This is a genomic window from Humibacter sp. RRB41 (assembly GCF_022761015.1).
Lineage (GTDB): Bacteria > Actinomycetota > Actinomycetes > Actinomycetales > Microbacteriaceae > Humibacter.
Genome location: NZ_JAKWJQ010000001.1, coordinates 931901 through 958187, shown reverse-complemented (window position 1 = coordinate 958187; position 26287 = coordinate 931901). Strand labels below are relative to the sequence as shown.

General features: G+C 68.6%; 29 protein-coding genes. 13 read left to right on the top strand and 16 right to left on the bottom strand.

Annotation, left to right across the window (positions count from 1 at the left end; genetic code table 11):
* Positions 1-37 precede the first annotated feature (37 nt).
* Complete coding sequence (locus MJ603_RS04655) at positions 38-571, bottom strand: TetR/AcrR family transcriptional regulator (RefSeq protein ID WP_243062479.1); 534 nt, start codon at positions 569-571, stop codon at positions 38-40.
* Positions 572-690: 119 nt separating this feature from the next.
* On the opposite strand from MJ603_RS04655, the gene MJ603_RS04650 reads away from it, so the two are divergent.
* From MJ603_RS04650 to MJ603_RS18725, 3 genes are read left to right on the top strand one after another with little or no spacing between them, the layout of a single operon-like run.
* A complete protein-coding gene (locus tag MJ603_RS04650; protein WP_243062478.1) occupies positions 691-1227 on the top strand; it encodes a DoxX family protein in 537 nt (178 codons plus the stop codon).
* A gap of 35 nt (positions 1228-1262) precedes the next feature.
* A complete protein-coding gene (locus tag MJ603_RS04645; protein WP_243062477.1) occupies positions 1263-2420 on the top strand; it encodes a MalY/PatB family protein in 1158 nt (385 codons plus the stop codon).
* Between the two features lie 50 nt (positions 2421-2470).
* Entirely contained in the window at positions 2471-4051 is a 1581-nt protein-coding gene (locus tag MJ603_RS18725; protein WP_243062476.1) for an FUSC family protein, read from the top strand.
* 4 nt (positions 4052-4055) lie between these two features.
* Here the strand turns inward: MJ603_RS18725 and MJ603_RS04635 are convergent, their stop codons facing one another.
* On the bottom strand, positions 4056-4625 hold the full coding sequence (locus tag MJ603_RS04635) for a DJ-1/PfpI family protein (protein WP_243062475.1): 570 nt from the start codon (positions 4623-4625) through the stop codon (positions 4056-4058).
* A gap of 149 nt (positions 4626-4774) precedes the next feature.
* Between MJ603_RS04635 and MJ603_RS04630 the strand changes: the two genes are divergently transcribed.
* On the top strand, positions 4775-5275 hold the full coding sequence (locus MJ603_RS04630) for a DUF1707 domain-containing protein (protein WP_243062474.1): 501 nt from the start codon (positions 4775-4777) through the stop codon (positions 5273-5275).
* A gap of 63 nt (positions 5276-5338) precedes the next feature.
* Here MJ603_RS04630 and MJ603_RS04625 read toward each other — a convergent pair whose 3' ends face one another.
* Both MJ603_RS04625 and MJ603_RS04620 read right to left on the bottom strand, forming a co-directional pair.
* Entirely contained in the window at positions 5339-5908 is a 570-nt protein-coding gene (locus MJ603_RS04625; protein ID WP_243062473.1) for an AAA family ATPase, read from the bottom strand.
* Positions 5905-6267 (bottom strand): ParD-like family protein, encoded by a 363-nt coding sequence (locus MJ603_RS04620; protein WP_243062472.1) that lies wholly within the window; start codon positions 6265-6267, stop codon positions 5905-5907. Before MJ603_RS04620 ends, MJ603_RS04625 begins: the two co-directional genes overlap by 4 nt.
* 54 nt (positions 6268-6321) lie before the next feature.
* Here MJ603_RS04620 and MJ603_RS04615 point away from each other — a divergent pair, with 54 nt between their 5' ends.
* The 5 genes from MJ603_RS04615 to MJ603_RS04595 all read left to right on the top strand — a co-directional run bounded on the left by MJ603_RS04615 (position 6322) and on the right by MJ603_RS04595 (position 11229).
* Positions 6322-6789 carry an Lrp/AsnC family transcriptional regulator gene (locus MJ603_RS04615; RefSeq protein ID WP_243062471.1) on the top strand — a complete coding sequence of 156 codons (468 nt, stop codon included), beginning with the start codon at positions 6322-6324 and terminating at the stop codon, positions 6787-6789.
* A gap of 140 nt (positions 6790-6929) precedes the next feature.
* A complete protein-coding gene (pdhA, locus tag MJ603_RS04610; RefSeq protein WP_243062470.1) occupies positions 6930-8036 on the top strand; it encodes a pyruvate dehydrogenase (acetyl-transferring) E1 component subunit alpha in 1107 nt (368 codons plus the stop codon).
* A complete protein-coding gene (locus tag MJ603_RS04605) occupies positions 8033-9052 on the top strand; it encodes an alpha-ketoacid dehydrogenase subunit beta (protein ID WP_243062469.1) in 1020 nt (339 codons plus the stop codon). The genes pdhA and MJ603_RS04605 overlap by 4 nt, the downstream gene beginning before the upstream one ends.
* Positions 9053-9057: 5 nt before the next feature.
* Positions 9058-10347, top strand: coding sequence for a dihydrolipoamide acetyltransferase family protein (locus tag MJ603_RS04600; RefSeq protein ID WP_243062468.1), 1290 nt, complete (start codon positions 9058-9060; stop codon positions 10345-10347).
* A 66-nt stretch (positions 10348-10413) separates the two neighbouring features.
* Complete coding sequence (locus tag MJ603_RS04595) at positions 10414-11229, top strand: LLM class flavin-dependent oxidoreductase (protein ID WP_243062467.1); 816 nt, start codon at positions 10414-10416, stop codon at positions 11227-11229.
* Positions 11230-11247: 18 nt separating this feature from the next.
* Here MJ603_RS04595 and MJ603_RS04590 read toward each other — a convergent pair whose 3' ends face one another.
* The 6 genes from MJ603_RS04590 to paaA all read right to left on the bottom strand — a co-directional run bounded on the left by MJ603_RS04590 (position 11248) and on the right by paaA (position 15857).
* On the bottom strand, positions 11248-12012 hold the full coding sequence (locus tag MJ603_RS04590) for an enoyl-CoA hydratase/isomerase family protein (protein ID WP_243062466.1): 765 nt from the start codon (positions 12010-12012) through the stop codon (positions 11248-11250).
* Positions 12013-12108: 96 nt separating this feature from the next.
* The gene (paaE, locus tag MJ603_RS04585; protein WP_243062465.1) at positions 12109-13236 is read right to left on the bottom strand and encodes a 1,2-phenylacetyl-CoA epoxidase subunit PaaE; all 1128 of its coding nucleotides are present in this window, start codon (positions 13234-13236) and stop codon (positions 12109-12111) included.
* Positions 13236-13745 carry a 1,2-phenylacetyl-CoA epoxidase subunit PaaD gene (gene paaD / locus MJ603_RS04580; protein WP_243062464.1) on the bottom strand — a complete coding sequence of 170 codons (510 nt, stop codon included), beginning with the start codon at positions 13743-13745 and terminating at the stop codon, positions 13236-13238. Before paaD ends, paaE begins: the two co-directional genes overlap by 1 nt.
* A gap of 8 nt (positions 13746-13753) precedes the next feature.
* Positions 13754-14575 carry a 1,2-phenylacetyl-CoA epoxidase subunit PaaC gene (gene paaC / locus MJ603_RS04575; RefSeq protein ID WP_243062463.1) on the bottom strand — a complete coding sequence of 274 codons (822 nt, stop codon included), beginning with the start codon at positions 14573-14575 and terminating at the stop codon, positions 13754-13756.
* Complete coding sequence (gene paaB / locus MJ603_RS04570) at positions 14572-14883, bottom strand: 1,2-phenylacetyl-CoA epoxidase subunit PaaB (protein WP_243062462.1); 312 nt, start codon at positions 14881-14883, stop codon at positions 14572-14574. Before paaB ends, paaC begins: the two co-directional genes overlap by 4 nt.
* Entirely contained in the window at positions 14883-15857 is a 975-nt protein-coding gene (gene paaA, locus MJ603_RS04565; RefSeq protein ID WP_243062461.1) for a 1,2-phenylacetyl-CoA epoxidase subunit PaaA, read from the bottom strand. The genes paaB and paaA overlap by 1 nt, the downstream gene beginning before the upstream one ends.
* Positions 15858-15969: 112 nt before the next feature.
* On the opposite strand from paaA, the gene paaI reads away from it, so the two are divergent.
* From paaI to MJ603_RS04550, 3 genes are read left to right on the top strand one after another with little or no spacing between them, the layout of a single operon-like run.
* Positions 15970-16371 carry a hydroxyphenylacetyl-CoA thioesterase PaaI gene (paaI, locus tag MJ603_RS04560; protein WP_243062460.1) on the top strand — a complete coding sequence of 134 codons (402 nt, stop codon included), beginning with the start codon at positions 15970-15972 and terminating at the stop codon, positions 16369-16371.
* A gap of 34 nt (positions 16372-16405) precedes the next feature.
* Positions 16406-17719: a phenylacetate--CoA ligase PaaK gene (gene paaK, locus MJ603_RS04555; protein ID WP_243062731.1), complete on the top strand. Its 1314-nt coding sequence runs from the start codon at positions 16406-16408 to the stop codon at positions 17717-17719.
* A 43-nt stretch (positions 17720-17762) separates the two neighbouring features.
* Complete coding sequence (locus tag MJ603_RS04550) at positions 17763-18440, top strand: TetR/AcrR family transcriptional regulator (RefSeq protein ID WP_243062459.1); 678 nt, start codon at positions 17763-17765, stop codon at positions 18438-18440.
* A gap of 53 nt (positions 18441-18493) precedes the next feature.
* On the opposite strand, the gene paaZ is transcribed toward MJ603_RS04550, so the two are convergent.
* Positions 18494-20551 carry a phenylacetic acid degradation bifunctional protein PaaZ gene (paaZ, locus tag MJ603_RS04545; protein ID WP_243062458.1) on the bottom strand — a complete coding sequence of 686 codons (2058 nt, stop codon included), beginning with the start codon at positions 20549-20551 and terminating at the stop codon, positions 18494-18496.
* 192 nt (positions 20552-20743) lie between these two features.
* Here paaZ and MJ603_RS04540 point away from each other — a divergent pair, with 192 nt between their 5' ends.
* A complete protein-coding gene (locus MJ603_RS04540) occupies positions 20744-21100 on the top strand; it encodes a PaaI family thioesterase (RefSeq protein ID WP_243062730.1) in 357 nt (118 codons plus the stop codon).
* Positions 21101-21110: 10 nt separating this feature from the next.
* On the opposite strand, the gene MJ603_RS04535 is transcribed toward MJ603_RS04540, so the two are convergent.
* The 5 genes from MJ603_RS04535 to MJ603_RS04515 form a co-directional block, all read right to left on the bottom strand.
* A complete protein-coding gene (locus MJ603_RS04535; protein ID WP_243062457.1) occupies positions 21111-21989 on the bottom strand; it encodes a 3-hydroxyacyl-CoA dehydrogenase family protein in 879 nt (292 codons plus the stop codon).
* The gene (locus MJ603_RS04530) at positions 21986-22729 is read right to left on the bottom strand and encodes an enoyl-CoA hydratase/isomerase family protein (RefSeq protein ID WP_243062456.1); all 744 of its coding nucleotides are present in this window, start codon (positions 22727-22729) and stop codon (positions 21986-21988) included. The genes MJ603_RS04535 and MJ603_RS04530 overlap by 4 nt, the downstream gene beginning before the upstream one ends.
* The gene (locus MJ603_RS04525) at positions 22726-23967 is read right to left on the bottom strand and encodes an acetyl-CoA C-acyltransferase (protein ID WP_243062455.1); all 1242 of its coding nucleotides are present in this window, start codon (positions 23965-23967) and stop codon (positions 22726-22728) included. The genes MJ603_RS04530 and MJ603_RS04525 overlap by 4 nt, the downstream gene beginning before the upstream one ends.
* Positions 23968-24195: 228 nt before the next feature.
* A complete protein-coding gene (guaB, locus tag MJ603_RS04520; RefSeq protein WP_243062454.1) occupies positions 24196-25698 on the bottom strand; it encodes an IMP dehydrogenase in 1503 nt (500 codons plus the stop codon).
* Positions 25699-25878: 180 nt separating this feature from the next.
* Positions 25879-26259 carry a hypothetical protein gene (locus MJ603_RS04515; RefSeq protein WP_243062453.1) on the bottom strand — a complete coding sequence of 127 codons (381 nt, stop codon included), beginning with the start codon at positions 26257-26259 and terminating at the stop codon, positions 25879-25881.
* Positions 26260-26287 lie beyond the last annotated feature (28 nt).

Below are 26287 nucleotides of genomic sequence, written 5' to 3'. Positions count from 1 at the left end.
GACCCCGCGAGTCCGCAGAGCTCTCATCGGGCCCTGTTCAGCGCTCGAACAACACTGCGGCCACCGAACTCGCCAGTTCGTCGGCGGTGGCGCCGTCGGCACGGATGACGCCGGCGTTCCACAACGTCGAGAACCCGTGAACGATCGACCATGCGGCGAGCCCGTTCACCCTGGAATCCCCCGACCGTTCGGCGGCGCCAGCACCGAGCACAGCGGATGCGCGCGCCATCGCGGCCAGCAGCGCCGGATCGTCCCCGTTGACCAGCTCCGGCCGGAACATCACCTCGAACCTCCCCCGATCGGCGATCGCGAACCGCACGTACGCGACGCCGGCGTCCACGAAGCCACCGTCCGCAGCCTCGAGCGCGACCGCGAGGCGCTGGAAGCCATCCGTCGCGATCGCGGTGAAGAGTCCCTTGCGGTCGCCGAAGTGGTACGCGGATGCCGCGTGCGAGACACCGACCGTGCGGGCGACGTCGCGCAGGCTGAGTCGGTCGACGCCGTCGTGCTCGATCGCCTCGACGGCGACGTCGATGAGGCTCTCGCGTAGATGCCCGTGGTGATACGCCATGCTCCGACGATACGACGTTGATCTTGTCATTGACAAGTTCGAGATGACCGTGCAGGCTGATGTCGAACTTGCCACTGGAAAGATTCGGATGCTCGCACCGGCGAGCAAAGGAGGGAACCATGAACCAGCACACAGCAGAGAACCGACGCGAGGCGGCCCCTGCGGCGCACGAGACGGCCCCGCCGACGTCGAGGGGATGGCTGCGCGCCGTTGTCGCGCCCGTCCCGCTCGCGTTCGCGGCCGGCATCCTGATCACGGGCGTAGTCGGCGCATTCGGTGTGCCCTACTTCGGCGGCTGGCAGGCGGCACTGACCGGCGGCCTGGTGCTGCTGTTCCTGATGGGAGCCGTCGGACGCCTCGGGCCGCAGCGCGCCGGGCTGATCGCCATGGTGCCGAACCGGTTTCCGCGACCCGATCTCATCGTCGCAGCGACCGGCATCCTCGAGGCAGCGGGCGCCATCGGCCTGTTGCTCCCGCCCACGCATCGACTGGCGGCTCTCTGCCTCGCCGCACTTCTCGTCGCAGTGTTCCCCGCGAATGTGAAGGCCGCCCGCTCCTCGGTCGGGCTCGCGGGACGCCCGGCGACGCCACTGGTTCCCCGTGCCGTTGTGCAGGCGGTGTACCTGGCCGCTTGTCTCGCGGTGGCACTGGCGTGATCGGCCCAGCGCTGACGCGTGCGAACATGGGTCGCATGCCCGTGACCGCTGAAGCCCTCGCGTTGCTCCGCACCCGCACGAGCGAGAAGTGGACCGCGTATCCGCCCGAGGTGCTGCCGCTGTTCGTGGCGGAGTCTGACTTTCCCCTCGCCGAGCCGGTGGCATCCGCTCTGACCGCCGCGATCACCCGGTCGGACACCGGATACATCGGCGATGACGGCGGCGCGATGGCAGGGGCGTTCGCCGGTTTCGCCGGGCGGCACTGGCAGTGGGAGGTCGACCCCGAGCGCGTCAGCAGCACGACGGACGTGAGCGTGGTGATCGTCGAGGCGCTGCGCGTGCTCATCCGGCCCGGTGACCGCGTGGTCATCATGCCGCCGGTGTATCCGCCGTTCTACGACCTGATTCCGGAGGCAGGCGGCCGGGTCGTCGAGGCGCCGCTGGCGCATTCCGACGAGGAGGGTTACTCGATCGATCTCGAGGCCGTCGACCGTGCGCTGGCATCCGGCGCGCGGGCGGTGCTGCTCTGCAGCCCGCACAACCCGCTCGGACTGGTGCACTCACGCGAGAGCCTCACTGCGCTCTCCGAGGTCGTGGAGCGGCACGGGGCCGTGGTCGTCGCCGACGAGATCCACGCGCCGCTCACGCACCACGACGCATCCTTCACGCCCTACATCACGGTGTCGAATGCCGCCCGCGAGCACACCATCGCTGCACACTCCGCGAGCAAGGCGTTCAATCTCGCCGGCCTCAAGTGCGCGCTGTTCGTCACGGACTCCGACCGGATGACCGACCTCGTTCGCAACATGCCCACCGAGGTCGAGACCCGCACCGGGCTCTTCGGGCGCATCGCGACCACCGCGGCCTTCGAACACGGAGAGGCGTGGCTCGACGGCGTGATCGACAGCATCGAGGCCAACCGGCGACTGCTCGGTACTCTGCTGGCCGAGCGGATGCCCGCCGTCGGCTACCGCGAACCCCGCGCGAGCTACCTCACGTGGCTCGACCTCTCCGCACTCGGCTGGGGAGACGATCCGGCGGTCGTCGCCCTGGAACGCGCACGGGTCGCGGTGAACAGCGGGCTCACGTTCGGCACGCAGGGCGTAGGTCATGTGCGGCTCAACATCGGATGCTCGGCCGAGGTGCTCACCGAAGGGATCGACCGCCTGGCAGCAGTCTCGCCGGTCGGATAGCGGCGGGGGTGTGCGCCTCGACCGGCAGAGGCGTGCATCATCATGGAACGGTGCGAACGACCGCTGGTGCACTGCTCCGCAGCCTGGCCGACCCCGGGCTCCTGCGGCTGCGTGCCGCCGCCGCCACCTACATCACGGCACTGATCGGCGGTGTCGTGGCATCCGTGCTGGCGATCCGTTTCGACCTCGGCGCCTCGATCGTGGTGCTCGCGGTGATGCTGTCCATCACATTCACCGCCGAGCGGGCCGGTACAGGCACGACGCAGCGCCTCACATCTCTCGTCATCCTGCCGGTCGCCGGCATCGCGGCGGGCGCGGTCGCCGCGCTGTTGTTCACCGTGCCGCTTCTCGGCGACACCCTGTTCGTGGTCGTGGTTTCCGGCGCCATCTGGATCCGCAGGTTCGGCCCTGTCGCGACGCGGATCGGCACCCTCGTCTCTCTGCCGTTCATCACGGTGCTGGTCGTTCCTGCTCCCTCCACGCCGAACGGCGGCTTCGCGCTGTGGGCGGCCGCGGTCGCACTGCTCGTCGCGGTGGTTGCTTTCGGCGTGCAGTGGTGCGCGCGGGTGACGGGGTTCAACCCTGCGCCCAACGCAACGTCAGGGGCGAGCCGGCGGGCGGCATCCGCTGCTCAGATGAAGGGCGGTGACGCATCGGTCCGGCAACCCGGCGCGAACAGGCTGCCGGCCAGCACGCGCATGGCCGTGCAGATGGCGATCGCGCTGACCGCGGCGTTCCTGATCGGTCATCTGGTGTTCGGGGAGCACTGGTTCTGGGTCGTGCTGACCGCGTTCATCGTGGCGAGCGGCAATCGCGGGAGAGGGGATGTGCTCTACAAAGGCATCCACCGCACGATCGGCGCTGCGGCGGGAACGGTCGTCGCGGCAGGGCTCGTGCTCTTCGCGCCGACGCACGTCACGGGCGGGACGGCCGACGCGACGATCGCCGCCATCGCCGTGATCCTCGCGCTCGGACTCTGGCTGCGCCCTGCAGGCTACGGCTGGTGGGCTGCAGCGATGACGGCGATGCTGTCGCTCCTGCACGAGTTGACGGGCACCGAAGCCGACTCGGCGATGTTCATCCGATTGGCCGCGATCCTCGTTGGCGGCGTTCTGTCGACCGCGATCGCCTGGTGGGTCCTCCCGGTGCGTACCGGCGATGTGCTGAGGCGCCGCACCGCCGACGCTCTGGCGGCGCTGTCCAACCTGCTCGTCGGCTGCATCCGCGAGCCGGATGCCGTCGCTCCCCTGCGTTCAGCGCTCGACGACTCCATCGCTCATCTCGAGCAGCTCGGACCGACGCTGCGGCTGGAACGGGCGGCTCGGGTCCGCGGGCGGAAGGGCGCCGAGCCGCGAAGACGGGATCACCGCGCCGACGTCATCCCCGCGCTGCAGAAGTGCTGGGCAAGCGCGGACACGATCGCTGCGAGCGTGGAGCACGGGCATCCGCTCTCCGGGTCCGACGCGAAGGCGCTCGGCGCGATCGCACGACGACTCGGCGAGTACCGACGGATGCTCGTGGGCGCGCCGGCACCCGAACTCGCCGAGCACTCCCCCGCGTTCGCCGACCTGGGCTCGGCCGTCGACGGCCTTGGCGCACCGTTGTCGCTGGTGGCCAGGGCCTCCGGGTAGCCGCTCAGGCTGCAGCGCGTACGCCGGCGGAGTCCAGGAGCTTGAGGAACGCCCCCATCCAGACACCGTTGTCGGGCCAGGCCCGCGACGTGACCAGATTGCCGTCGACCACCGCACCGCCGTTCTCGAAGATGCCGCCGGCCGTTTCGACATCGACGGCGAGCTCCGGATAGGCGGACGAGGTACGCCCCTTCAGAACTCCGGCGGCCGCCAACAGCAGCGGACCGTGGCAGGTCGCGGCGACGGGCTGATTCTTCTCGAAGAAGTAGCGGACGATGCGCTTGGCGTCCTCGTTGTTGCGGAGGTACTCAGGAGCGCGACCGCCGGGCACGACGATGGCGTCGTAGTCGGCCGGATCCACGTCCGCGAACGCGATGTCCGCATCCCATGTGTGACCGAGCTTCTCGGTGTACGTGTCGAAGCTGTCGACGAAGTCGTGCACCACGAACTGCAGCTTGCGCTTCTCCGGAGCGCCGATGTGCACCTCGTAGCCGGCCTCCTGCAGCCGCTGGTAGGGGTAGAACACCTCGAGGGTCTCGGCGGCGTCTCCTGTGAGAATCAGAATCTTCGGCATGGCAGTATCTCCCTGTACTTGTCGGCCCGTTCGATTGCTCCTCCATCGTGCGCGCGCCGCCCCGCGATCACACCGGGCGATTCGCACCTGCTGCTGAGACCCGGTGCTGAGCGAGTGCCTCGCGCGCTCAGCATCCGCAACGTGCGCACATGGCAGAGACACTGGCATCCGCCGCCCTGAAGGGGCAATCTGGACCAATGGTCGACTACGCGAATCCCCTTCGTCCGAATGAGCGCATCGCCGATCGCGATCGCGCGGATGCCGTCGCGGCTCTCAGTCACGCCCGTGACGAGGGCAGGCTCACGCCGGACGAGTTCGAGCAACGCACCACGACAGCCCGTTCGGCCGTGACCTGGGGCGATCTCAGCCCGCTCTTCAGCGACCTGCCGCGAGCCGGGGCGACCGGCCAGGGCGGCGGATACGTCCAGGACGGCGGCTACGGCCAGCCGAGGGAGCACACCTCCCGCGCCCTGGGCGGCGCGTGGGGCGCGACGATCATGTCGCTCGTCCCGTTCATCTCGCTGGGGCTCTTCTTCATCTCCGGCTTCATCTGGCAGGGGTGGGCATGGGGATGGCTGTTCTTCCTGCTCGTGCCGATCGCCGGCGCGCTGATCTACGGACCCGGATCGCAGTACCGCAACCGGCGGTAAGCGTGCGGTCGGAGAAGTCACTCTAGGTTCCCAAGGCGACGACAAAGCGCCCGCCGCACCCATCTACCGGAGTTCGACGGGCGTCCACCGTGGCCAGTTCGTCTCACCGACCAGGGTCCCGCGCTCGAAGGCCGCGACAGGTCGAAACGCCTGCGCCGCGGTGCTGTTGTCGTAGAACACCGTTCGGGTGGCGACGTCTCGTGCTTGCGCGATGAGGGTCCATAGGCGTCGATATCGCTCGCGGATCTTCGCCTCGGGAACGGAGTGACCGCCGTGGTCGACCCGATACCGGACACGACCGACCGTCACATCCTCAGGTATGAGAAGAACGTGCAGGGTCACCAAGTAGCCGAACTCGACGGCCTGCTGTACCAGGTCGGCCTTGCTGGGATGGCTGAAGACGGTCTCGGTGATGAAGGAGCGCGATTCGCGCATCGCCGCGACACGCTCTTGCGCGGCCAGTCGGGATGCCTCGTAGGCGTGGGCCTGCTCGTCACCAGGCCACCATTTCGCAGCGATGCGGTCGGCGTTGACGAACGGGAGATGCGTGGCAGGGATCAGCACGCGGTCGACGAACGTGGTCTTGCCGGCGCCGTTCGGCCCGGCGAGCACATGCAGAACCGGGGTGCTCATTCAGATGCAGAACGCGGGTTGCGCACGACGGCCGCACCGTCGGCATCCGACTCGGTCCACGCATCGCCGGCAGCGCGCAACTCCGACAGGAGGTCGAGGCCGCCGAGTTGTTCGGCGATCCGCTCTTCCCAGATTGCGCGCACGACGGCCTGAGACTCCTCGGTGAGCCCGTCATAGGACCCCTGCCCCGCCAGCACACGCTTCAGAACGTGGTTGGTCACGCGCGGCGAGGCTTCGAGCTCGCGCCCGATCCGCGCCCAGTGATCGATCTGCTGTGCCGCGCTGCGGCTCTGCGTTCGCGCGGCGTTCTGCGCAGATTGGAAGAGCTCGCCGTCAACGCGAGTAGGCATTGATCCCATGCGTCAACTGTAGCAGATTGCTACAGGCTCGACGCCACGTAAGCTTCATTACCGATGAACCTGGACAAGGTCGACCGGTCGATCATCGCTCAGCTGAGCGCAGACTCGCGCCTCTCCGTGCGCGCCCTCGCCGAGCGCGTGCACATCTCACGCACGGCCGTCGCCAACCGTCTGCAGCGACTCATCGCCGAAGGAGTCTTCACTGGATTCGGCGCCCGCATCGACCGCAAGGCGATCGGGCTGCACGTCACGGCGCTCGTCATCGTCAAGACCGCCGGACAGCACGAGTGGAAGGATGTCGCGACCGCGCTCGCCGCCCTCCCGTTCGTCGAATCCGTGCTCGCCGTCAGCGGCGACATCGACTTCGTGCTCACCGTCAGCGCGCCCGACCACGAACGACTCAGCGACGTGATCATGCGGCAGTTGCACGAGATCGACGGCGTTGAGTCCACCCGGTCCCACATCGTGCTCGACTCGTGGGACGGCACGGCACCGGGCATCGCCCGCGACTCCTGGAACTGATCGGCCGAGCGCCGGACGAATGGCACGTCCGCCGGGCCGCAGAGCGCAGTTCTGCCACTCTTGCCGTGCCGCTCGCGCCGTCTGAAACGACCTGAGCGGATGCCGGCCCGCCGGCCCCGAAAGCACCGCACCATGGCAGTGTGAGCGACGACGATGTCACGCGGCCGACCGCCGAGCCGATCCGGCTGATCGATGAGCGGGGAGAGCCCGCGCCGCACGAGCGAGGAGCCGGGTTCGGGATGCCGGAGGCCGGCATTCTGCTTGATCTCTATCGCCGCATGGTGCTCGCCAGGCGCTTCGATGTGCAGGTCACGGCGCTCACCCGTCAGGGACGTCTCGCCACCTATCCCAGTGGACTCGGTCAGGAGGCGTGTGAGATCGCCGCGGCCGCGGCACTCGCCGACGACGACTGGCTCTTCCCGACCTACCGCGATTCGATCGCACTGCTGGCACGAGGGGTCAAGGCGGTGGAGATCCTGTCGTTCTTCCGCGGCGACTGGCACTCCGGCTTCGACCCCAAGCAGCGCCGCATCGCGCCGCAGTCGACGCCGCTGGCCACCCAGGCCCTGCACGCCGTCGGGTTCGCGACGGCGTCGAAGATGCGGCACGAATCCGTCGCGACCCTCGCGTTCCTCGGCGACGGTGCCACCAGCGAGGGCGAGGCGCACGAGGCGTTCAATTTCGCCGCCGTCTGGCAGGCGCCCACCGTGTTCGTCGTGCAGAACAACGGCTATGCGATCAGCGTGCCGTTCTCCAAGCAGTCGCGCGCGCGAACGCTCGCCGACAAGGCGATCGGCTACGGAATGCCCGGTCACTTCGTCGACGGCAACGACGTCGCTGCGATGTACGCCGTGATCACGGATGCCCTCGATCGCGCCAGGAACGGCGGCGGCCCGACACTGATCGAGGGCCTCACCTATCGCATGGAGGCTCACACCAACTCCGACGACCCGAGCCGCTACCGAGGCGACGAGGAGGTGGAGCGCTGGCGCGTCCTCGACCCGATCGCGCGCATCGAGTCCTATCTGATCCGCGAGGGCGCACTCACCGAGAAGCTGCGTGCGGAGATCGCGGATGCCGCAGAGCAGCTCGCCGCCGAGACCCGCGACGCGATGAACGAGTCCCCGCACCTTGATCCGCTCGAGCTCTTCGACCACGTGTACGCGACCCCGCGCGCGGCGCTCGCCGAGCAGCGGGACTACCTGGCAACCGAACTCGAATCCAGTGAAGCGAGGCACCTGTCATGACGATCGCACACGACACGAACGTGACGGCGGCTGTGGCGCAGGCGCCGGCATCCGTCACACTCGCCGGGGCGCTGAACTCGGCGCTCGCCGACGCGATGTCCGAGGACGACTCGGTCGTGGTCTTCGGCGAGGACGTCGGCCCGCTCGGCGGCGTCTTCCGGGTGACCGACGGGCTGAGCGCCAGGTTCGGCGACGACCGGGTGTGGGACTCGCCACTCGCGGAGGCCGGCATCGTCGGCACGGCGATCGGCATGGCGATGAACGGCATGCGGCCCGTGATCGAGATGCAGTTCGACGCCTTCAGCTATCCGGCGTTCCAGCAGATCACGTCGCACCTCGCCAAGATGCGCAACCGCACGAAGGGCGCGCTGGAGCTGCCCGTCGTGGTGCGCATTCCCTACGCGGGCGGGATCGGCGGTGTGGAGCACCACTCCGACTCCTCCGAGGCTTACTGGACGCACACTCCAGGTCTCACGGTGGTCACGCCGTCGAACCCGTCCGACGCCTACTGGATGCTCCGGCAGGCGATTTCGAGCAACGACCCCGTGATCTTCCTCGAGCCGAAGAGCCGGTATTGGATGAAGGATGCCGTCGACCACTCGACCCCGGCCGCTCCGCTCGACCGTGCCCGCGTCATCCGCACCGGTACAGACGTCACGCTGCTCGCATACGGGCCGACCGTGAAGACCGCGATGGATGCCGCAGCGCTGGCCGAGCTCGAGGACCTCTCGATCGAGGTGATCGACCTGCGCACGCTGTCGCCGTTCGACGACGAGACCGTTGGCGGCTCGGTGCGCAAGACCACCCGCGCCGCGGTCATCCACGAGGCAGCGCAGTTCGGGGGCTACGGTGCCGAGGTCGCCGCGCGCGTGACGGAGCGCAACTTCTTCCACCTCGCGGCGCCGATTCTGCGCATCGCCGGCTTCGACGTTCCTTTCCCCTCGCCGAAGCTCGAGGAGTACTTTCTGCCGACCGCCGAGCGCGTGCTCGCCGCACTCGACACCTGGGAATGGTGAGCCGAGTGACAACCGAGCGATTCCTGCTGCCCGACCTCGGCGAGGGCCTCACCGAGGCGACCATCGTGACCTGGCTGGTGCAGCCGGGCGACACGGTCGCGATCGACCAGCCCGTGGTCGAGGTGGAGTCGGCGAAGTCCTCCGTCGAGTTGCCGTCGCCGTTCGCCGGCCAGGTCGAGGAGCTCTGCGCCGCCGTCGGCGATGTCGTGCGCAAGGATGCCCCGCTCATCGCGGTCGCGGTCGGCGCCGTCGCCCCTGCGGCGAGCGCGGACATCGTGCCTGGCACGGCGCTGCGAGCGGATGCCGGCGGCAGGGAACGGTCCGCTTCCGGTCCCGTACTGGTGGGCTACGGGGTCACCGAGTCGACGAGGCGGCTGGGACGGCCGGCAGGGGGACGGTTCGGCCGCGGACGCAGGCACAGCGGTGAGACGACCCGGCACTCGCCGGTGGTCTCCCCGATCGTTCGCAAACGCGCGCGTGACAACGGCTTCGACGCATCCCAGCTGGCCGGAACGGGGCCAGGATCGCTTGTGCTGCGCGAGGACGTCGACGCTGCGATCGCGGCTCGCGACCGTGCACGTCGCAGCGAGGAAGAGGCCGCAGGCCAGGCATCCGATCTGCGCATTCCGATCACCGGCATGCGCAAGTTGATCGCCGACCACCTCACGCTGTCGCGGCGGACGATTCCCGAGGCGACGATCTGGCTCGACGTAGATGCGACGGAGTTGGTGCGGGCGAAGGAGCGGCTGCTGGCCAGCACCGGGGAGCGCTACAGTCTCACGGCGCTCATCGCACGGTTCGTGGTCTCCGGGCTGCAGAAGTATCCGGCATTGAACTCATCGGTCGACGACACGGCCGGCGAGATCGTGCAGCACGCGGCCGTGAACCTGGGGCTGGCGGCGCAGACGTCGCGCGGCCTGATGGTGCCCGTCGTGCACGACGCCCAGGCGATGTCGCTGCGGGTGCTGCGGGATGCCATCGGCGACCTCGTCACGCACGCCGAACGCGGCGATTATCCCCCTGCAGCACTGGCCGGCGGCACCTTCACCCTGAACAACTACGGCGCGTTCGGGGTCGACGGGTCGACGCCGATCATCAACCATCCGGAGGCCGCGATGCTCGGGCTCGGCCGGGTGATCGACCGGCCGTGGGTCGTGGCTGGCGAGCTGGCCGTGCGCAAGGTGGCGACGTTGTCGCTCGTGTTCGACCACCGGGTGTGCGACGGCGACGTGGCATCCGGATTCCTCACGTACGTCGCCCGGTGCATGCAGGAGCCTCTGGTCGCCCTGCTCTAGTCGGAGTACTGCAGATGGTCCGGCCGGTGGATGCGGACCGACCCGGCTTCGCACGATGCTGAAGTCATGACATCCTTCCGATTCGGCGCGGTCAGCGGAGCCCATGGCGATGCCCGGTCATGGGGCGAGAGCGCACAGCGACTCGAGGACGCCGGGTACTCCGCTCTGCTCGTGCCCGACACCCTGTACACGCCGTCGCCGTTCCCTGCGCTGGCGGCCGCCGCGGTCACGACGAGCACGCTGCACCTCGGCACGTGGGTGCTCGCGGCCCCGCTGCGTACTCCCGAACACACGCTCCGTGAGACGCGCGCCCTCGTGGAGTTGTCGAACGGACGCTTCGAGCTGGGCCTGGGTGCAGGACGTCCGCAGGCCGAGCAGGATGCCGCGGCCCTGAACGTTCCGTGGGGCTCCGCGCGTGATCGGGTCGACCGCGTACAGGCAGTGCTCGAGGCGACACGTGCCGCGTTCGGCTCCGCCGTTCCGATCACGCTCGCGGCGTCCGGCGACCGGATGCTCCGCCTCGCCGGACGGCACGCCCACGCCGTCGCGCTCCCCCTCGCCCCCACTGCCGATCTGGATGCCGTCGCTGCGACGGCGAAGCGAGTGCGGGAGGCGACCCCGGCCGAGAGGCCGCCGCTGGAGCTGTCGCTTCAGGTCGTCGGCGTCGGGGACGACGTGCCCGAGTGGCTTCGACGAACCGCCGGCATCACGCCGGAGCAGCTGCGCGACTCGGGAGCGATCGGGATGCTGTCTGGCGATCCGTCGCGCGACGCCGACGCCCTGCTCGCCCTGCGTGCCGCCACCGGTGTGTCGTACATCACGCTGTCCGAGGAGTACGCACAGCGACTGGCACCGCTCGTCGCCGCGCTCAGCGGAAGCTGACGAGGATGCCGGCGGACGTCACCGCCCGGTGAAACCCGGCCTGCGCTTCTCGCGGAACGCCGCGAAGCCCTCCGCGTAGTCCGCCGTCGCCGACAGGGCGACCTGGGCATCCGTCTCGTCTGCGACCGAGTCCCAGAGACCGATGCGATCGTCCCGCAGTCGCGCGACGAGGCGTTTCTCGGTGACGAACGCGGCCGTCGGCCCAGCTGCCACCGCCGCGGCCTTCTCGCGGGTGAACGCGAGCACATCGTCGGCGGGCACGACGCGGCTGAAGAGGCCGGATGCCACGGCATCAGCCCCGCTCATCAGCTCGCCCGTGTAGATGAGGTCGAGTGCACGATGGGTGCCGAGCCGCGCCACGAACAGCGCATGCCCGCCCGAGTCGAGCGCGGCGCCCAGACCGGCGAACGGGGATCCGATTCTCGCGGTGTCGGCGACGTAGACCACGTCCGTCGCGATGAGGAGTCCGAGCCCGACGCCGAGGCACGCTCCGGTCGCCACACCGAAGGTCGGCGCAGGGAACTCGGCAAGCCTGTGGAGCAACGCCGTGAGCGTGTCGAGATAGCCGCGCGGGTCATCCGTCGCGGGGTCGACGTGCGAGACGTCGCGCCCGGCGCAGAAGGCCCTGCCTTCGCCGCGCAGCACCAGCGCCCTGGCATCCTCGACACTTCCGAGCGCCGAATCGAGCTCGACGAGTGCGTCGAGATCAAGCGAGTTGAGCTTCTCGGGCCAGTCGAGCACGACCTCGACGACATCGCCGTTGCGCTCGGTGCGGATCGACATGGTGGAGTCCTCTCTACATTCGGTTCAGGTCGCACAAGTTGGGATCATGGATGCTCGTCGACCCCAGTTCGTGCGACCCGAACGCGAACCAGCGGGTCACGTGTCATAGTCCACTTCGACGCGATCGCTCGTGGGGATCGACTGACAGGTCAACACATAGCCGCGCTCGAGTTCGTCAGGCTCCAGCGCGTAGTTCTCCACCATGTCGACGGTGCCCTCGCGCAGCACCGCGCGGCACGTGCCGCACACTCCGCCCGCGCACGCGAACGGCACATCGCCGCGCACCCGCAGCGCCGCGTTCAGGATGCTCTCCTGCGAGTGCACCGCACTCGTCACGGTCGACGTCGTGCCGTCGAGCCGGAACGAGATGGTGCACACGTCGTCGCCGGGATCGACCACGATCGGACGTCCACGCTGTGGCGCCGGTGAACCCGGTTCTCCCGTCGTGAACAGCTCGTAACGGATGCGTTCGGCGGGAACCCCACGCCCGGCGAGCGTGTCGCGACACAGCTGCACGAGCTCGAACGGCCCGCAGAAGAACCACTCGTCCACATCGTCCACGGGCACGAGCGCGTCGAGGATCTGCGCCAGCTTGCCGGCATCCAGCCGCCCGCTGAGCAGCTCGGAACTCCGCCGCTCCCTGGTCAGCACGTGATAGAGCGCAAGGCGCGAGGGATACCTGTCCTTCAGGTCCGCAAGGTCGTCGACGAACATCGTGTCCATCGCCGTGCGGTTCGAGTAGACGAGCGAGAACCGGTTGCCCTCCGAGGCCGCCAGCACGCTCTGCGCAAGGGCGATCACCGGAGTGATGCCGCTGCCGGCCGCGATCGCCGCGTAGTGTCCGGGTCTCTCGAGCAGCACCTGCGACGTGAACCTGCCTTCCGGACTCATCACGTCGAGACTCATGCCCGGCGCGAGGCTCTCCAGCGCCCAACCCGAGAAGACGCCGCCGAGGTCGCGTTTGATCGCCACCTTGAGCTCGCCGGGCGCCGGCGCCTGGCAGATCGAGTAGCTGCGCCGCAGCACGTCCTCGCCGATCTGCATGCGGATCGCGATGTACTGCCCCGGCTCGTAGTCGTACGCATGCGCGAGCTCGTCGGGCACGGCGAACGTGACCTCGATGGCATCCGGAGTCAGCCTGCGCACATCGGCGACCTCGAGAGTGTGGAACGCGCCACGACGCCTGGACTGGGACGGGAGCGGTGCCGAGATCACGCTCTCCATCAGTGGGCCTTGAAGTAGTCGAAAGGCTCCCGGCAGCGCTGGCAGACGTAGAGCGCCTTGCACGAGGTCGAGCCGAAGTGGGAGAGCTCACGGGTGTGCAACGATCCGCAGTGCGGGCAGCGGATGCCGAGCCCGAGTCCGACCCGGCCGTCCCTTCGCGCACCGGGCGGTGCGATACCGAAGGCCTCGAGCTTCGCCTTGCCTGCGTCACTCATCCAGTCGGTGGTCCAGGCGGGCGCCAGCACCGTGCGCACGGTGACGTCGGTGTAGCCCGCGTCGTTCAGCGTGTTCACGATGTCGTCGCGCATCGCGTCGATGGCGGGGCATCCGGAATACGTCGGCGTGATCTCGACCAGCACTGTTCCACCGTCGGCCGGCGCCGCGATGCGAACGGACCGCAGCACGCCGAGATCCTCGATGGTCAGCACCGGCACCTCCGGGTCGCACACGGTCGCGGCGAGCGCCCAGACCCGCTGTTCTTCGGTTCGCTGCTCCTTGGTTCGCTGCATCGTCGCGATCACCACGTCGCCCCCGGATGCCGCCTCGCAAGCACCTGCATCTCCGCGACCAGATGCCCGAACGCTTCGGTGTGCAGGCCGTCGCGTCCTCCACCGCGTGCCGGCTGCAACTCCGGCACCTGCAGTCCGGATGCGACGATGACCGCGGGAACCGTGCGTTCGAACGTCTCGCGCAGACTCTCCGGTGGCACGGCCACGGGCCCCAGCGCGGCGACCGACTCGTCAGGACGGAACAGCTCGTCGACGAACGGCCACATCGCATCGAGACCGGCCTGCATGCGCTCGTGGGAGACATCCGTGCCTCCTCCCAGCCTGCGCACCCATTGCACGCTGTGGTCGACGTGGTAGTCGACCTCCTTCAGCGCTTTGGCGGCGATCGCGGCGAGCGTGGCGTCGTCGGATGCCTGCAGCCGCCGGTACAGCGCGTCGAAGTACACCGAGGCGATGAGCTGCCTGGCGATGGTGTGCGCGAAGTCGCCGTTCGGGCGCTCGAAGAGCTGGTGGTTGCAGAACTCCTGCTCGTCGCGGAAGTACGCGAGATCGTCCTCGCTCTTGCTCCAGGCGGAGCCCGCGTAGGTGAGGAACGACCGTGCGTGACCGAGCAGATCCAGACCGATGTTGCCGAGCGCGACATCCTCTTCGAGCTCGGGGGCGTGCGCGATCCACTCGCCCAGCCGCTGGGCGAGGATGAGGGCGTCGTCTCCGAGGCCGAGCGCATACCGTGCGACGTCGTCTCTCGGGCGTTCGAGGCCCTCTGCCAGCTCGCGCTCGATCACCTCGGCCGACACGGCGGTCGAGACGGCGCGATTCGTGTGCTTCACAGGTGCGGCACCTCTTCTGACGCGGTGTAGTACGTGGCGTGACGGAATTCCTTGCCCTCCGCCGACTCGAAGAAGCCGCCGCGCGCATCCACGTCTGACGTGGTGATCTGCTCCGACGGCACGACCCAGATCGAGACGCCCTCGCCGCGCCGCGTGTAGAGGTCACGGGCGTTGCGAACGGCCATCACGGCATCCGGCGCGTGCAGCGATCCGGCGTGCACGTGCGACAGTCCGCGCGACGAGCGGATGAAGACCTCCCAGAGCGGCCACGTCTCGTGTTTTCCCGCTTCCGAACCAGGTGCGGCCATCAGGCGACCTTCTCCAGCAGCGCCGAGCAGTCGGCATCCACACGCGCCGCGTACGCCCGTGCTGCCTCCCGCACCCACGCGCCTTCTTCGTGCGCCTCACGCCGATTGGCGAGGCGAATCGTGTTGGCCTGGCCGCGACCGGCGAGCACCTCGGAGAACTCGTCCCAGTCCAACTCGCCGAAGTCGTAGTGCCCGCGCTCCTCGTTCCATTTCAGGTCGGGATCGGGCAACGTCACGCCGAGTACCTCGGCCTGCGGCACGATCATGTCGACGAAGCGCTGCCGCAGGTCGTCATTGCTGAACCGCTTGATCTTCCACGCCATGCTGCGCTGCGAGTTGGGCGACTCTCCGTCAGGAGGGCCGAACATCATCAACGCCGGCGCGTACCAGCGGTTCACCGACTCCTGGGCCATGCGGCGCTGCTCGTCGCTCCCGCGCATCAGCGTCAGCAAGATCTCGAAGCCCTGGCGCTGGTGAAACGACTCCTCTTTGCAGATGCGTACCATCGCGCGACCGTACGGACCATAGGACGCCCGGCACAGCGGCACCTGATTGCAGATCGCCGCACCGTCGACCAACCATCCGATCGATCCCATGTCGGCCCACGTGGGCGTCGTGTAGTTGAAGATCGACGAGTACTTCGCAGCACCGCTGAGCAGCTGCTCGTACATGGTGTCGCGGGTGGTGCCCAGCGTCTGCGCCGCCGAATAGAGGTAGAGCCCGTGTCCGGCCTCGTCCTGCACCTTGGCCATCAGGATCGCCTTGCGCTTCAGGCTCGGCGCGCGGGTGATCCAGTTGCCCTCCGGCTGCATGCCGATGATCTCGGAGTGGGCGTGCTGCGAGATCTGGCGCACGAGCGTCTTGCGGTAGGCATCCGGCATCCAATCTGTCGGCTCCACCCGGGAGTCCTCGTCGATCAGTCGCTGGAACTCGAGCTCCTCCGGCGTCGGCGCAGAGGCTTCGGCTGTCGTCATCGTCGACTCCATTCATTACTAACCGGTCGTTCAGTTAGTATATAGTCGGTGCCGGAAGGCCGACAACCACCCCTCGGTGTCGGCACGTTCAGCGTTCGACGAGGAGCCTGGAATGAGCAGTCAGACGATGATGCGACGCGATCGTGCCTCGGCATCCCTCGGCATGGAGGTGCTGGCCGACGAGGCGGGTTACGCGGTTGTGCGGATGCCCGTGCGCGACGAGATGCTGAACGGTTTCGACATCATCCACGGCGGCCTCGTCTTCGCGCTCGCCGACACCGCGTTCGCGATCGCCTGCAACGAAGACGAGAACGTCACGGTCGCCGCCGGCGCAGACATCACGTTTCTGAGATCCACCACCTCGGGCGCTGTGCTCACGGCGACAGCGCGCAGACGCGTACTCAGCGGACGCACCGGGCTCTACGACGTGAGCATCGTCGACGAGGCAGGCGACGCGGTCGCAGAATTCCGCGGCCGCTCCATCACCACCCGCCGTACTCCGCCCACCGCCTGAGCGACCGCCCGACAATCAGGAGAGGTCGATGTCGATGACGACACACGCACCAGCCCCAACCACCGATCTCGATCTCGATCTCGATCTCGAAGAGCGCATGACCCGCGACGAGCTCGAGGCGCTGCAGCTGAAGCGCCTGCAGTGGACCGTTCGGCACGCCTACGAGAACGTGCCGCTCTACACGCGCAAACTCGACGAAGCCGGCGTCGCGCCAACGGACATCCGCTCGCTCGAGGATGTCCACCTGCTCCCGTTCACCACGAAGGCGGACCTGCGTGAGACGTACCCGTTCGGCATGTTCGCCGTTCCGATGTCGCAGGTGGCGCGCATCCACGCCTCCAGCGGCACGACCGGACGGCCGACGGTCGTCGGGTACACGACAGGGGATCTGGATCGCTGGGCCGATCTCGTGGCGAGGTCGTTGCGGGCATCCGGCGTGCGTCCCGGCATGAAGGTGCACAACGCCTACGGCTACGGCCTCTTCACCGGCGGCCTCGGCGCGCACGCCGGCATCGAGCGGCTCGGGGCAACGGTCATCCCGGTCTCCGGGGGCCAGACCGCCAGGCAGGTGCAACTGATCAACGACTTCGAGCCGGATGCCATCATGTGCACCCCGAGCTACCTGCTCACGATCGCGGACGCGATGGAGACCGCCGGAATCGACCCTCGCGCCACGAGCCTGCGGGTCGCGATTCTCGGAGCGGAGCCGTGGACGAACGAGATGCGGCACACCATCGAGCGGCGCCTGAACATCGACGCCGTGGACATCTACGGGCTCAGCGAGGTGATGGGGCCGGGCGTCGGCAACGAGTGCGTCGAGACGAAGGACGGCCCGCACATCTGGGAGGACCACTTTCTGCCCGAGGTGATCGACGACGACGGCAACCCGCTGCCCGACGGCGAGCGCGGCGAGCTCGTTTTCACGTCGCTCACGAAAGAGGCGTTCCCTGTGCTGCGGTACCGCACCCGCGATCTGACGCGCCTGCTGCCAGGCACCGCGCGGCCGTCCATGCGCAGAATCGAGAAGATCACCGGTCGCAACGACGACATGATCATCCTGCGCGGCGTCAACCTGTTCCCGACGCAGATCGAAGAGATCGTGCTCGGCATCGAGACGCTCACGCCGCATTTCGTGCTCGAGCTGACGAGGTCAGGGCAACTGGATGCCATGACGGTGCGCATCGAACGCCACCCGGACCTGCCGCGCGAGACGTGCGAAGCCGCGGCGATCGTACTCGCGCAGCGCATCAAGGTGCACATCGGCACGAGCGTCGAGGTGAAGCTCGAGGAGCCTGGCACGCTGCCGCGCAGCGACGGCAAGTACAAGCGGGTGTATGACCTGCGCTGATGGCTCACGGATCGGACGCAAGCGGAATGCCAGACTTGGTCCGATGACTGAGACGACGAGACGCGGGCGGCCCGGGTACGACCAGCGAGGCATCCTCGAAGTCGCCGTCGCTGCCTTCAACGAGTACGGCTACGACGCCACGTCGATCGGCGTGCTCGCCCAGCGCCTCGGCCTGTCGAAGTCCGCGATCTATCACCACGTCACGTCGAAGGACGAGCTGTTGCAGCTCGCACTCGATGAGGCCCTGGACGGACTCGAGGGCGTGCTCGCCGAAGAGGGAGCCGTCACGGGTTCCGCTTCCGACCGGCTCGCCCACGTGTTGCGCGGCGCCGTGCGCGTGCTCGTCGACCGTCTTCCGTACGTGACGCTGCTGCTCCGCGTGCGCGGCAACACCGACGTGGAGCGCGCCGCCCTCTCCCGAAGGCGTGCGTTCGACCGCGCGGTCGCCCGTCTCGTCGTCAACGCCCGCGACGAGGGGTCACTGCGGGCGGACGTCGATCCCGGCATCGCCACGCGCCTGCTGTTCGGCATGATCAACTCGATCGTCGAGTGGTACCGGCCCGGCGGCGCCGAGGACGCGGAGCAGCTGGCCGACGACGTGCTCACGGTCGCCTTCGACGGCCTGCGGATGGCCGCCGATCCCCCTGCCGATCCCCCCGCCTCTTTTCAGGACATACACGCTGCCGAGCACATATCCGGCTCGGCTCGACACATGTCCTGAATTGCGGCGCCTCTGGCGTGCCGCCAGGTGCCGGCGTCGACCATCCGCCGCTCCTACTCTTTCGCGACGAGCGTCAGCACGTCGTACGTTGCCACGGTCTCGTCGCGCTGATTCGTGAGCACGGCGTCCCAGCGCACCTCGCCGTAGGCATCCGTCTCGCGCGGCGTGATCTGCTTCGCCGTCAAGTCGACGCGGATGCTGTCGCCGGGCGACACCGGAGTGAGGAACCGCAGGTTCTCGAGCCCGTAGTTCGCGAGCACGGGCCCGGGGGCCGGATCGACGAAGAGCCCTGCGGCGAACGAGATCAGCAAGTAGCCGTGCGCGACCCGACCCGGGAAGAACGGGTTCGCTGCGGCGGCCTCCTCGTCCATATGCGCGTAGAACGTGTCGCCGGTGAAGTGCGCGAAGTGCTCGATGTCGTCGAGCGTGACCTCGCGAGCCTCGGACGAGATGCGGTCGCCGATGCGCAGCTGCGACAGCGGCTTGCGGAAGGGATGCCGCTCGCCAGCCTCCGATGCCGCCCCGGCGTGCCACTCGCCGGTGATCGCCGTCAGCATGTCGGGCGACCCCTGGATCGCGGTGCGCTGCATGTGGTGCAGCACGGCCCGGATGCCGCCCAGCTCCTCCCCGCCGCCGGCTCGGCCCGGTCCTCCGTGCACGAGGTGCGGAACGGGCGAGCCGTGTCCGGTGGAACTGCGCGCGTCGTCGCGATCGAGCACGAGTACGCGGCCGTTGAACGCTGCGATGCCGCTCACCAGGTCCACGACTTCTGATGCGTCGTGGGATGCGACGCTCGTCACGAGCGAGCCGCGGCCCGCGGCGACCAGCGCGATGGCATCCGCGGTGTTCTCATAGCCGAGCACGCTCGCGACCGGACCGAAAGCTTCGACGCTGTGCACGGCATCCGCCCACTGGTCTTCGAACTCGAGGAGGATCGGCGCCACGAAAGCTCCATCGGGGTCGACGCCCCGACTCCCGTCGCTACGGACCACCTCGGGAGCGTCGAGTGACCCGAGCACGACGTGTCCACCGGCGTCGAGCAGACGACTGACCTGTCGCAGCACCTCTGTGCGCTGCTCCCTCGAGGCCAGTGGTCCCATGGTGACGCCCTCGGCACGCGGGTCGCCGAGAACGACGCGCTGGGCGATCCGCTCTGCGATCGCCGCCATGACGGCTCCGCGCGTCCGCTCGGGCACGATGATGCGACGGATCGCTGTGCACTTCTGGCCGGCCTTGGCCGTCAGCTCGGTGACCACGCCGCGCACGAACGCGTCGAACTCCGGGGTGCCGGGAGCGGCATCCCTGCCGAGCACGGAGGCGTTGATCGAGTCGGTCTCGCTGGTGAATCGCACGCCGCCGGTCTGCACGCTGTCGTGGGCGCGCAGGCGCTCGGCCGTCGACGCCGATCCTGTGAACGACACGATGTCGCCGAGCCGCAGCGCGTCGAACAGGCCTGGCACGCTGCCGGAGATGAGCTGCAGCGTGCCATCCGGCAGCAGGCCGGACTCGACGAGGATGCGCACGAACGCCTCTGCGAGATAGCCGGTCGGCGTCGCGGGCTTCACGACGGACGGAACACCGGCGAGGAACGCAGGCGCGAACTTCTCCAGCGATCCCCAGACCGGAAAGTTGAACGCGTTGATCTGCACGGCTGCTCCCGGCAGCCGCGAGTAGATATGCCGCCCGAGGAATGTGCCGCCCTTCGACAGCTGCTCCGCTGGCCCGTCGACGACGAGCTGCGTGTTCGGCAGCTCACGTCGCCCCTTCGACGAGTAGGTGAAGAGCACGCCGATGCCGCCGTCGATGTCGACCATGGCATCCGTCTTCGTGGTGCCGGTACGAGCCGAGAGCTCATAGAGCTCCTCTTTGCGGGCAGTGAGCGCCTGCGCGAACTGCTTGAGCAGCAGGGCACGCTGGTGGAATGTGAGGCGGCCGAGGGATGCCTGCCCCGTCGTGCGCGCAAACTCCAGCGCGCCGGCGAGGTCGAGCCCCTGCGTACTGACGTGCGTCACGATCTCGCCCGTCGACGCATCGCGCACCGCAACGGCATCCGAGTCGTCGTCGGGTGTCCACCACGACCCCTGCACGTAGCTGGGCAGTATGTCGGTCATCGGATGCCTCCTTGTAGGCGAGCGGGTTCGGCGAGACTGCACGTCCGCGCCGAGAGTGCGGGCTTTACCCGCTGTCTCGGCGCGGGCGTGCAGCCTCGCGGATCGTGGTGTCGCTGGTAACCTGCCGCCGTGGCAACTGTGGGCGATGACGACGGGCAGTGGCGCATCGTGCTCGGCGAGCTCGACGTCAAGATGGGCGTCGAGATCGTGGAGCAGTCGGCACAGCGCGTCGTCGCGACCATGCCGGTCGAGGGCAATCGCCAGTCGTTCGGGATGCTGCACGGCGGCGCATCCGTCGCGTTCGCCGAGGCGCTCGGATCGTGGGCCGCCGTCATCCACGCCGGTCCAGGCAAGTCGGCGGTCGGCGTCGACATCAACGCGACGCACCACCGCTCCGCCCGGTCTGGACGCGTCACCGGGGTCGCCGAGGCGATCAGCCTCGGCCGCCGGGTCACGTCGCACGCCGTGACCATCACCGACGAGGACGGCCGCCTGCTCTGCACGGCGCGCATCACGAACCTCATCGTCGACCGACCGCTGGTCGAGTAGCGGGGCGCGGTCACGCTCCGGCCTCCGGCCACTCGTAGAACCCGCGTCCGCTCTTGCGGCCGAGCTCGCCCGCGGCGACCTTGTCGCGCAGCAGCTGCGGCGGCGCGAACCGCTCGCCGAGCTTCTCGTGCAGGTACTCGGCGATGCCGAGGCGCACGTCGAGTCCGACGATGTCGGTGAGCTTCAGCGGGCCGACCGGATGCCGGTAGCCCAGTTCCATCGCCGCGTCGATGTCCTGCGCGCTGGCGACGCCGTGTTCGAGCATCCTGATCGCCTCGAGTCCGAGGGCGACGCCGAGCCTGCTGGAGGCGAATCCCGGCGCATCGCGCACCGTCACGGCCCTCTTGCCGATCCCGGCGACCCAGTCTTGCGCAGCGTCGAGGGTCTGCTGCGACGTCGCGGCACCTCGCACCACCTCGACGAGCTTCGACGCCGGCACCGGATTGAAGAAGTGCAGCCCGAGGAATCGCGATGCGTCATCCAACGCCGCACCGAGCTCGTCGATCGAGATCGACGACGTATTGCTGGCGATGATCGCGCCGGGCGCCACGACACGGATGCGCACGAGCGACTCGATCTTCAGCTCCGCCACTTCCGGTACGGCCTCGATCACGAGCCCGCAGCCCGCGAACGCCGCATCGTCCGTCCCCACGGCGAGCCGACCGGCCAGCGCATCGAGCGACTCCGTGGTGCTGCCCCGTTCGACGCTCGCCGCGGCCGAGCGCAGCACGCGTGCGGATGCCGCCACGCGCTGCTCCTCGTCACGCTCCACCACCTGCACCAGGCATCCCGACACCAGGAATGCGTGCGCGATGCCCGCACCCATCACTCCGCCGCCGAGCACGCCGATGGCCTCAGGCAGCCGCACGTGCGGCGAGCGCGTCGTCATCGCTTCCTCCGCTCGAGGAATTCGGTCATGCGCCGCCGCTTCTGGGGCGACTCGAACAGCACGGCCTGCGCCTCGAGATCGACCAGCGGATGCTCGTGCCCGGCCGCCGCGAACACCGCCTTCGTCGCGCGCGTCGCGGCCGGGTCGAGCGCGGCGATGCGGTCGGCGAGGCGATCGGCCGCCGCCAACAGGTCCGACAGCTCGACGACCTCGCCGAGCAGCCCGAGCCGCAGCGACTCGTCGGCATCCAGTCGACGACCAGCGAGCAGTACCTGCTTCGCGACCGGCTCGCCCACGAGCTCACGCAGCCGCCAGGATGCCCCAGCCGCGGCGATGATGCCGAGCCCGGTCTCCGGGTTGCCGAACACCGTGCGCTGCGTGCCGATCCGGAAGTCCGCCGCGTAGGCAAGCTCCGCTCCGCCGCCGAGAGCGTATCCGTCGACGGCGGCGATCACCGGCATCGGCAATCGCGCAATGCGGATGAACAGGTTCATGTTGATGCCGGCCAGCGCATCGTCGGCCGTACGCTCCCGCATCTCCGCGATGTCGGCACCCGACGCGAACATGCCGTCGCCACCCGCGACGACGAGGATCTTCGGATCCTCCTCGAGCTCAGCGCAGACCTCGTGCAGCTCATCGACCATGCGCCGGTCGATGGCGTTGCGCACCTCCGGGCGGTTCAGCGTGACACGCACACGGTCGGCGCCGCGGTCGACGCGGATGGTTTCCGGTGCGCTCATGCGGCATCCACCCGCGCAGCGCTCGCCTCGCCCGCCCGCTCAGTGTTCACCTCGCCCACCCGCTCGATGATCAGCGCTGAGCCCTGCCCGACCCCGACGCACATCGTGGCCAGGCCGTAGCGCGCGTTCTCGCGCTCCATACGGCCGAGCAGCGTGACGACGAGCCGTGAACCGCTTGACCCGAGCGGATGCCCCAGCGCGATCGCCCCGCCGTCGGCGTTCACCCTCGTGTCGTCGAGCCCGAGCTGACGTATCACCGCCAGCGACTGCGTCGCGAAGGCCTCGTTCAACTCGATCGCGCCGAGCTCGTCGATCGTCAGACCGCTGCGCTGCAGCACCTTGCGCGTCGCGGGAACCGGTCCGATTCCCATCACCTCCGGTGCGACGCCGACACTCGCCCCGGCCGTGACGCGAGCGCGCGGCACGAGGCCGTAGCGTTCGACGGCGTCGGCACTGGCGACGGCGATCGCGGACGCCCCGTCGTTCAGCCCGCTCGAGTTTCCTGCCGTCACGACGGATCCGCCCGCGACCACGGGACGCAATCCGGCGAGCGCCTCGAGGCTCGTGTCCCGGCGCGGACCCTCGTCGACGGTCACGGGCCCCGACCTGGTCGGAACCGCGACGATCTCGTCGTCGAAGCGGCCGGCGTCGATCGCTGCGACGGCGCGACGGTGGCTTTGCAGGGCGAAGGCGTCGGCATCCTCACGGCTCACGCCGTAGACGCGGGCGACCTCCTCGGCGGTCTCCGGCATCGAGAACGTCGCCTTGTCGCGTGCGGCGATCGCGGGGTTCGTGAAGCGCCACCCGATCGACGTGTCGAACTGGGCGCCCGGCTTCGCGAACGCGCGTTCCGGCTTCGCCTGCACCCACGGCGCCCTGGTCATGGACTCGACACCGCCCGCGACGATGATGTCGGCATCCCCCGCGCGCACTGCTTGCGCGGCCATCGCCACGGCCGAGAGGCCGGATGCGCAGAGCCGGTTGATCGTCACGCCCGGCACCTGATCCGGTAGGCCGGCCAGCAGCACTGCCATCCGCGCGACGTTGCGGTTGTCTTCACCCGCCTGGTTCGCGCCACCGAGCATCACCTCATCGATGGCATCCACCGGCACGCCCGCCCGCTCGATCACCTCGCGGACGACGAGTGCGGCGAGGTCGTCGGGACGCACGCCCGAGAGCACCCCTCCGTACCGTCCGACGGGCGTTCGCACGCCCGAAACTAGGTATGCGTCGGCCATCGTCGCCTGCCCTTCATCGCGCCACGAACGGCCGGATTACATTACCGACCGTTCGGGTAGTAATTCTGGCAGAGCGCCCCCGCGCGGTCAAACGGTGACTTCCGTGGGCGCCGCATGCCATCGCGAGTAGACCCACACCGCAAAATCGACGATTCGCCGTACGGCAACCTCGGTTTCCGTACGGCGAATCGTCACATCCCCGGTGCGGGGAAAGCGGGCGGCGTCAGGTCAGCGCGTGTAGTTCGGCGCCTCGACGACCATCTGGATGTCGTGCGGGTGCGACTCCTTGAGCCCCGCCGGCGTGATGCGCACGAACTTGCCGCGCTCCTTGAGCTCCGGAATCGTGCGAGCGCCGACGTAGAACATCGACTGACGCAGTCCGCCGGTGAGCTGGTACGCGACGGATGCCAGCGGCCCGCGATACGCGACGCGCCCCTCGATGCCCTCCGGGATGAGCTGGTCGTCGCTCGGAACATCAGCCTGGAAGTAGCGGTCACGCGAGTACGACGTCTTCTTGCCGCGCGTCTGCAGGGCGCCGAGAGATCCCATGCCGCGGTAGTTCTTGAACTGCTTGCCGTTCACGAAGACCAGGTCCCCGGGGCTCTCGTCGCACCCGGCGAGCAGGGAGCCGAGCATGACGGTGTCCGCGCCGGCGACGAGCGCCTTCGCGATGTCGCCCGAGTATTGCAGGCCGCCGTCCGCGATCAGCGGTACACCGGCGGCGCGTGCGGCGAGGGATGCCTCGTACACGGCCGTCACCTGCGGTACGCCCACGCCGGCGACGACGCGCGTCGTGCAGATGGACCCGGGTCCGACGCCGATCTTGATCGCGTCAGCACCGGCATCGATGAGTCCCTGAGCACCGGACCGGGTCGCCACGTTGCCGCCGATCACGTCGATGTGTGCGGCGCGCGGCTCGTGCTTGAGCTTGTGGATGATCTCCAGCACGCCCTTGCTGTCGCCGTTCGCGGTGTCGACGACGATCACGTCGACACCCGCGTCGACGAGTGCCATGGCGCGGTCCCACGCATCGCCGAAGAAGCCGATCGCCGCACCGACGCGAAGGCGACCCTCGTCGTCCTTCGTCGCGTCCGGATACTTCTCGCTCTTGTCGAAGTCCTTGACGGTGATGAGCCCGCGGAGCTTGCCATCGGCATCCACCAGCGGAAGCTTCTCGATCTTGTGCTGCGCGAAGATGGCGATCGCGGAGTCCGGGTCGACACCTACCGGCGCGGTGATCAGCGGCGTCCTCGTCATCACGTCGCGCACCAGCGTCGTCGACTTCTCGAACTGCGAGACGAAGCGCATGTCACGGTTGGTGATGATGCCGACGAGCGTGCCGTCGGCCTCGACCACGGGAAGACCGGAGACGCGGAACTGGCCGCACAGGGCATCCACCTCGGCGACGGTGGCATCGGGAGTCGTCGTGACCGGGTTGCTGACCATGCCGGACTCGCTGCGCTTCACCTTGTCGACCATGACCGCCTGGTCCTCGATCGAGAGGTTGCGGTGCAGAACACCGAGACCACCCTGGCGGGCCATGGCGATGGCCATGCGCGCCTCGGTGACAGTGTCCATGGCGCTGGAGAGCAGCGGCGACGCCACGGTGATGCGCCTGGAGAGGCGCGACGACGTATCGGCCTCGCTCGGAATCACGTCGGTATGCGCAGGAAGCAGCATCACGTCGTCGTAGGTCAATCCCATGAAGCCGAACGGGTCCGCCTGGTCCATCTCTCCCCTGTCTACGCCGGCACAGGAACGAAAGAGATCGTCGAACGCGCCTGCCGTGCGAATCGTGGTGCTGCTGCGTCACCTCGGCGTCGGAGCGGGGACCGTGGTGCAATCCCCCTGCACCAGCGCTTTCGGATGATCCATGTTAACGCCCGTGACCTTGACAGAATTCCGGGTGCCTCACGCGGGGACCGGAGCCGCCGCCCCGGGCTGCGGAGTGAGGGCCGCCGCGACCTTCCTGGCCGCGGAGCGGATGCGCCTCCCTGCCTTCTTGAACCAGTCGTCGTCGTCCTTGTCGCGGTTCAGGATGAGGCTCAGGATGCGCATCGCTGTGATCGCCAGCCAGAGCGCTGCGAACACCGTGTCGCCGTTCGCCACGTCGATCACGGCCAGCACGGTCGCGAGCACCGCAACCGTCAGGGCGAAGAGCACGTAACGCGTGCGCCACACATACCGCTCGTGCGATCCGCGCACGGCTCGCCGGTACGTGGTGAGCGCAACGGTCTCCGCGATGTTCGCGACGAGCACCGCGCACAGCACCACCAGCTCGGTGAAGGGCATGACTCCACTATGCGCCGCTGAGCCGACG

Coding starts and splice junctions, on each gene's coding strand:
- MJ603_RS04655 (WP_243062479.1), bottom strand. CDS start 571: ATGGCGTATCACCACGGGCATCTACGCGAGAGCCTCATCGACGTCGCC.
- MJ603_RS04650 (WP_243062478.1), top strand. CDS start 691: ATGAACCAGCACACAGCAGAGAACCGACGCGAGGCGGCCCCTGCGGCG.
- MJ603_RS04645 (WP_243062477.1), top strand. CDS start 1,263: ATGCCCGTGACCGCTGAAGCCCTCGCGTTGCTCCGCACCCGCACGAGC.
- MJ603_RS04635 (WP_243062475.1), bottom strand. CDS start 4,625: ATGCCGAAGATTCTGATTCTCACAGGAGACGCCGCCGAGACCCTCGAG.
- MJ603_RS04630 (WP_243062474.1), top strand. CDS start 4,775: ATGGCAGAGACACTGGCATCCGCCGCCCTGAAGGGGCAATCTGGACCA.
- MJ603_RS04625 (WP_243062473.1), bottom strand. CDS start 5,908: ATGAGCACCCCGGTTCTGCATGTGCTCGCCGGGCCGAACGGCGCCGGC.
- MJ603_RS04620 (WP_243062472.1), bottom strand. CDS start 6,267: ATGGGATCAATGCCTACTCGCGTTGACGGCGAGCTCTTCCAATCTGCG.
- MJ603_RS04615 (WP_243062471.1), top strand. CDS start 6,322: ATGAACCTGGACAAGGTCGACCGGTCGATCATCGCTCAGCTGAGCGCA.
- MJ603_RS04605 (WP_243062469.1), top strand. CDS start 8,033: ATGACGATCGCACACGACACGAACGTGACGGCGGCTGTGGCGCAGGCG.
- MJ603_RS04595 (WP_243062467.1), top strand. CDS start 10,414: ATGACATCCTTCCGATTCGGCGCGGTCAGCGGAGCCCATGGCGATGCC.
- MJ603_RS04590 (WP_243062466.1), bottom strand. CDS start 12,012: ATGTCGATCCGCACCGAGCGCAACGGCGATGTCGTCGAGGTCGTGCTC.
- paaE (WP_243062465.1), bottom strand. CDS start 13,236: ATGGAGAGCGTGATCTCGGCACCGCTCCCGTCCCAGTCCAGGCGTCGT.
- paaD (WP_243062464.1), bottom strand. CDS start 13,745: ATGCAGCGAACCAAGGAGCAGCGAACCGAAGAACAGCGGGTCTGGGCG.
- paaB (WP_243062462.1), bottom strand. CDS start 14,883: ATGGCCGCACCTGGTTCGGAAGCGGGAAAACACGAGACGTGGCCGCTC.
- paaA (WP_243062461.1), bottom strand. CDS start 15,857: ATGACGACAGCCGAAGCCTCTGCGCCGACGCCGGAGGAGCTCGAGTTC.
- paaI (WP_243062460.1), top strand. CDS start 15,970: ATGAGCAGTCAGACGATGATGCGACGCGATCGTGCCTCGGCATCCCTC.
- paaK (WP_243062731.1), top strand. CDS start 16,406: ATGACGACACACGCACCAGCCCCAACCACCGATCTCGATCTCGATCTC.
- MJ603_RS04550 (WP_243062459.1), top strand. CDS start 17,763: ATGACTGAGACGACGAGACGCGGGCGGCCCGGGTACGACCAGCGAGGC.
- paaZ (WP_243062458.1), bottom strand. CDS start 20,551: ATGACCGACATACTGCCCAGCTACGTGCAGGGGTCGTGGTGGACACCC.
- MJ603_RS04540 (WP_243062730.1), top strand. CDS start 20,744: ATGGGCGTCGAGATCGTGGAGCAGTCGGCACAGCGCGTCGTCGCGACC.
- MJ603_RS04535 (WP_243062457.1), bottom strand. CDS start 21,989: ATGACGACGCGCTCGCCGCACGTGCGGCTGCCTGAGGCCATCGGCGTG.
- MJ603_RS04530 (WP_243062456.1), bottom strand. CDS start 22,729: ATGAGCGCACCGGAAACCATCCGCGTCGACCGCGGCGCCGACCGTGTG.
- MJ603_RS04525 (WP_243062455.1), bottom strand. CDS start 23,967: ATGGCCGACGCATACCTAGTTTCGGGCGTGCGAACGCCCGTCGGACGG.
- guaB (WP_243062454.1), bottom strand. CDS start 25,698: ATGGACCAGGCGGACCCGTTCGGCTTCATGGGATTGACCTACGACGAC.
- MJ603_RS04515 (WP_243062453.1), bottom strand. CDS start 26,259: ATGCCCTTCACCGAGCTGGTGGTGCTGTGCGCGGTGCTCGTCGCGAAC.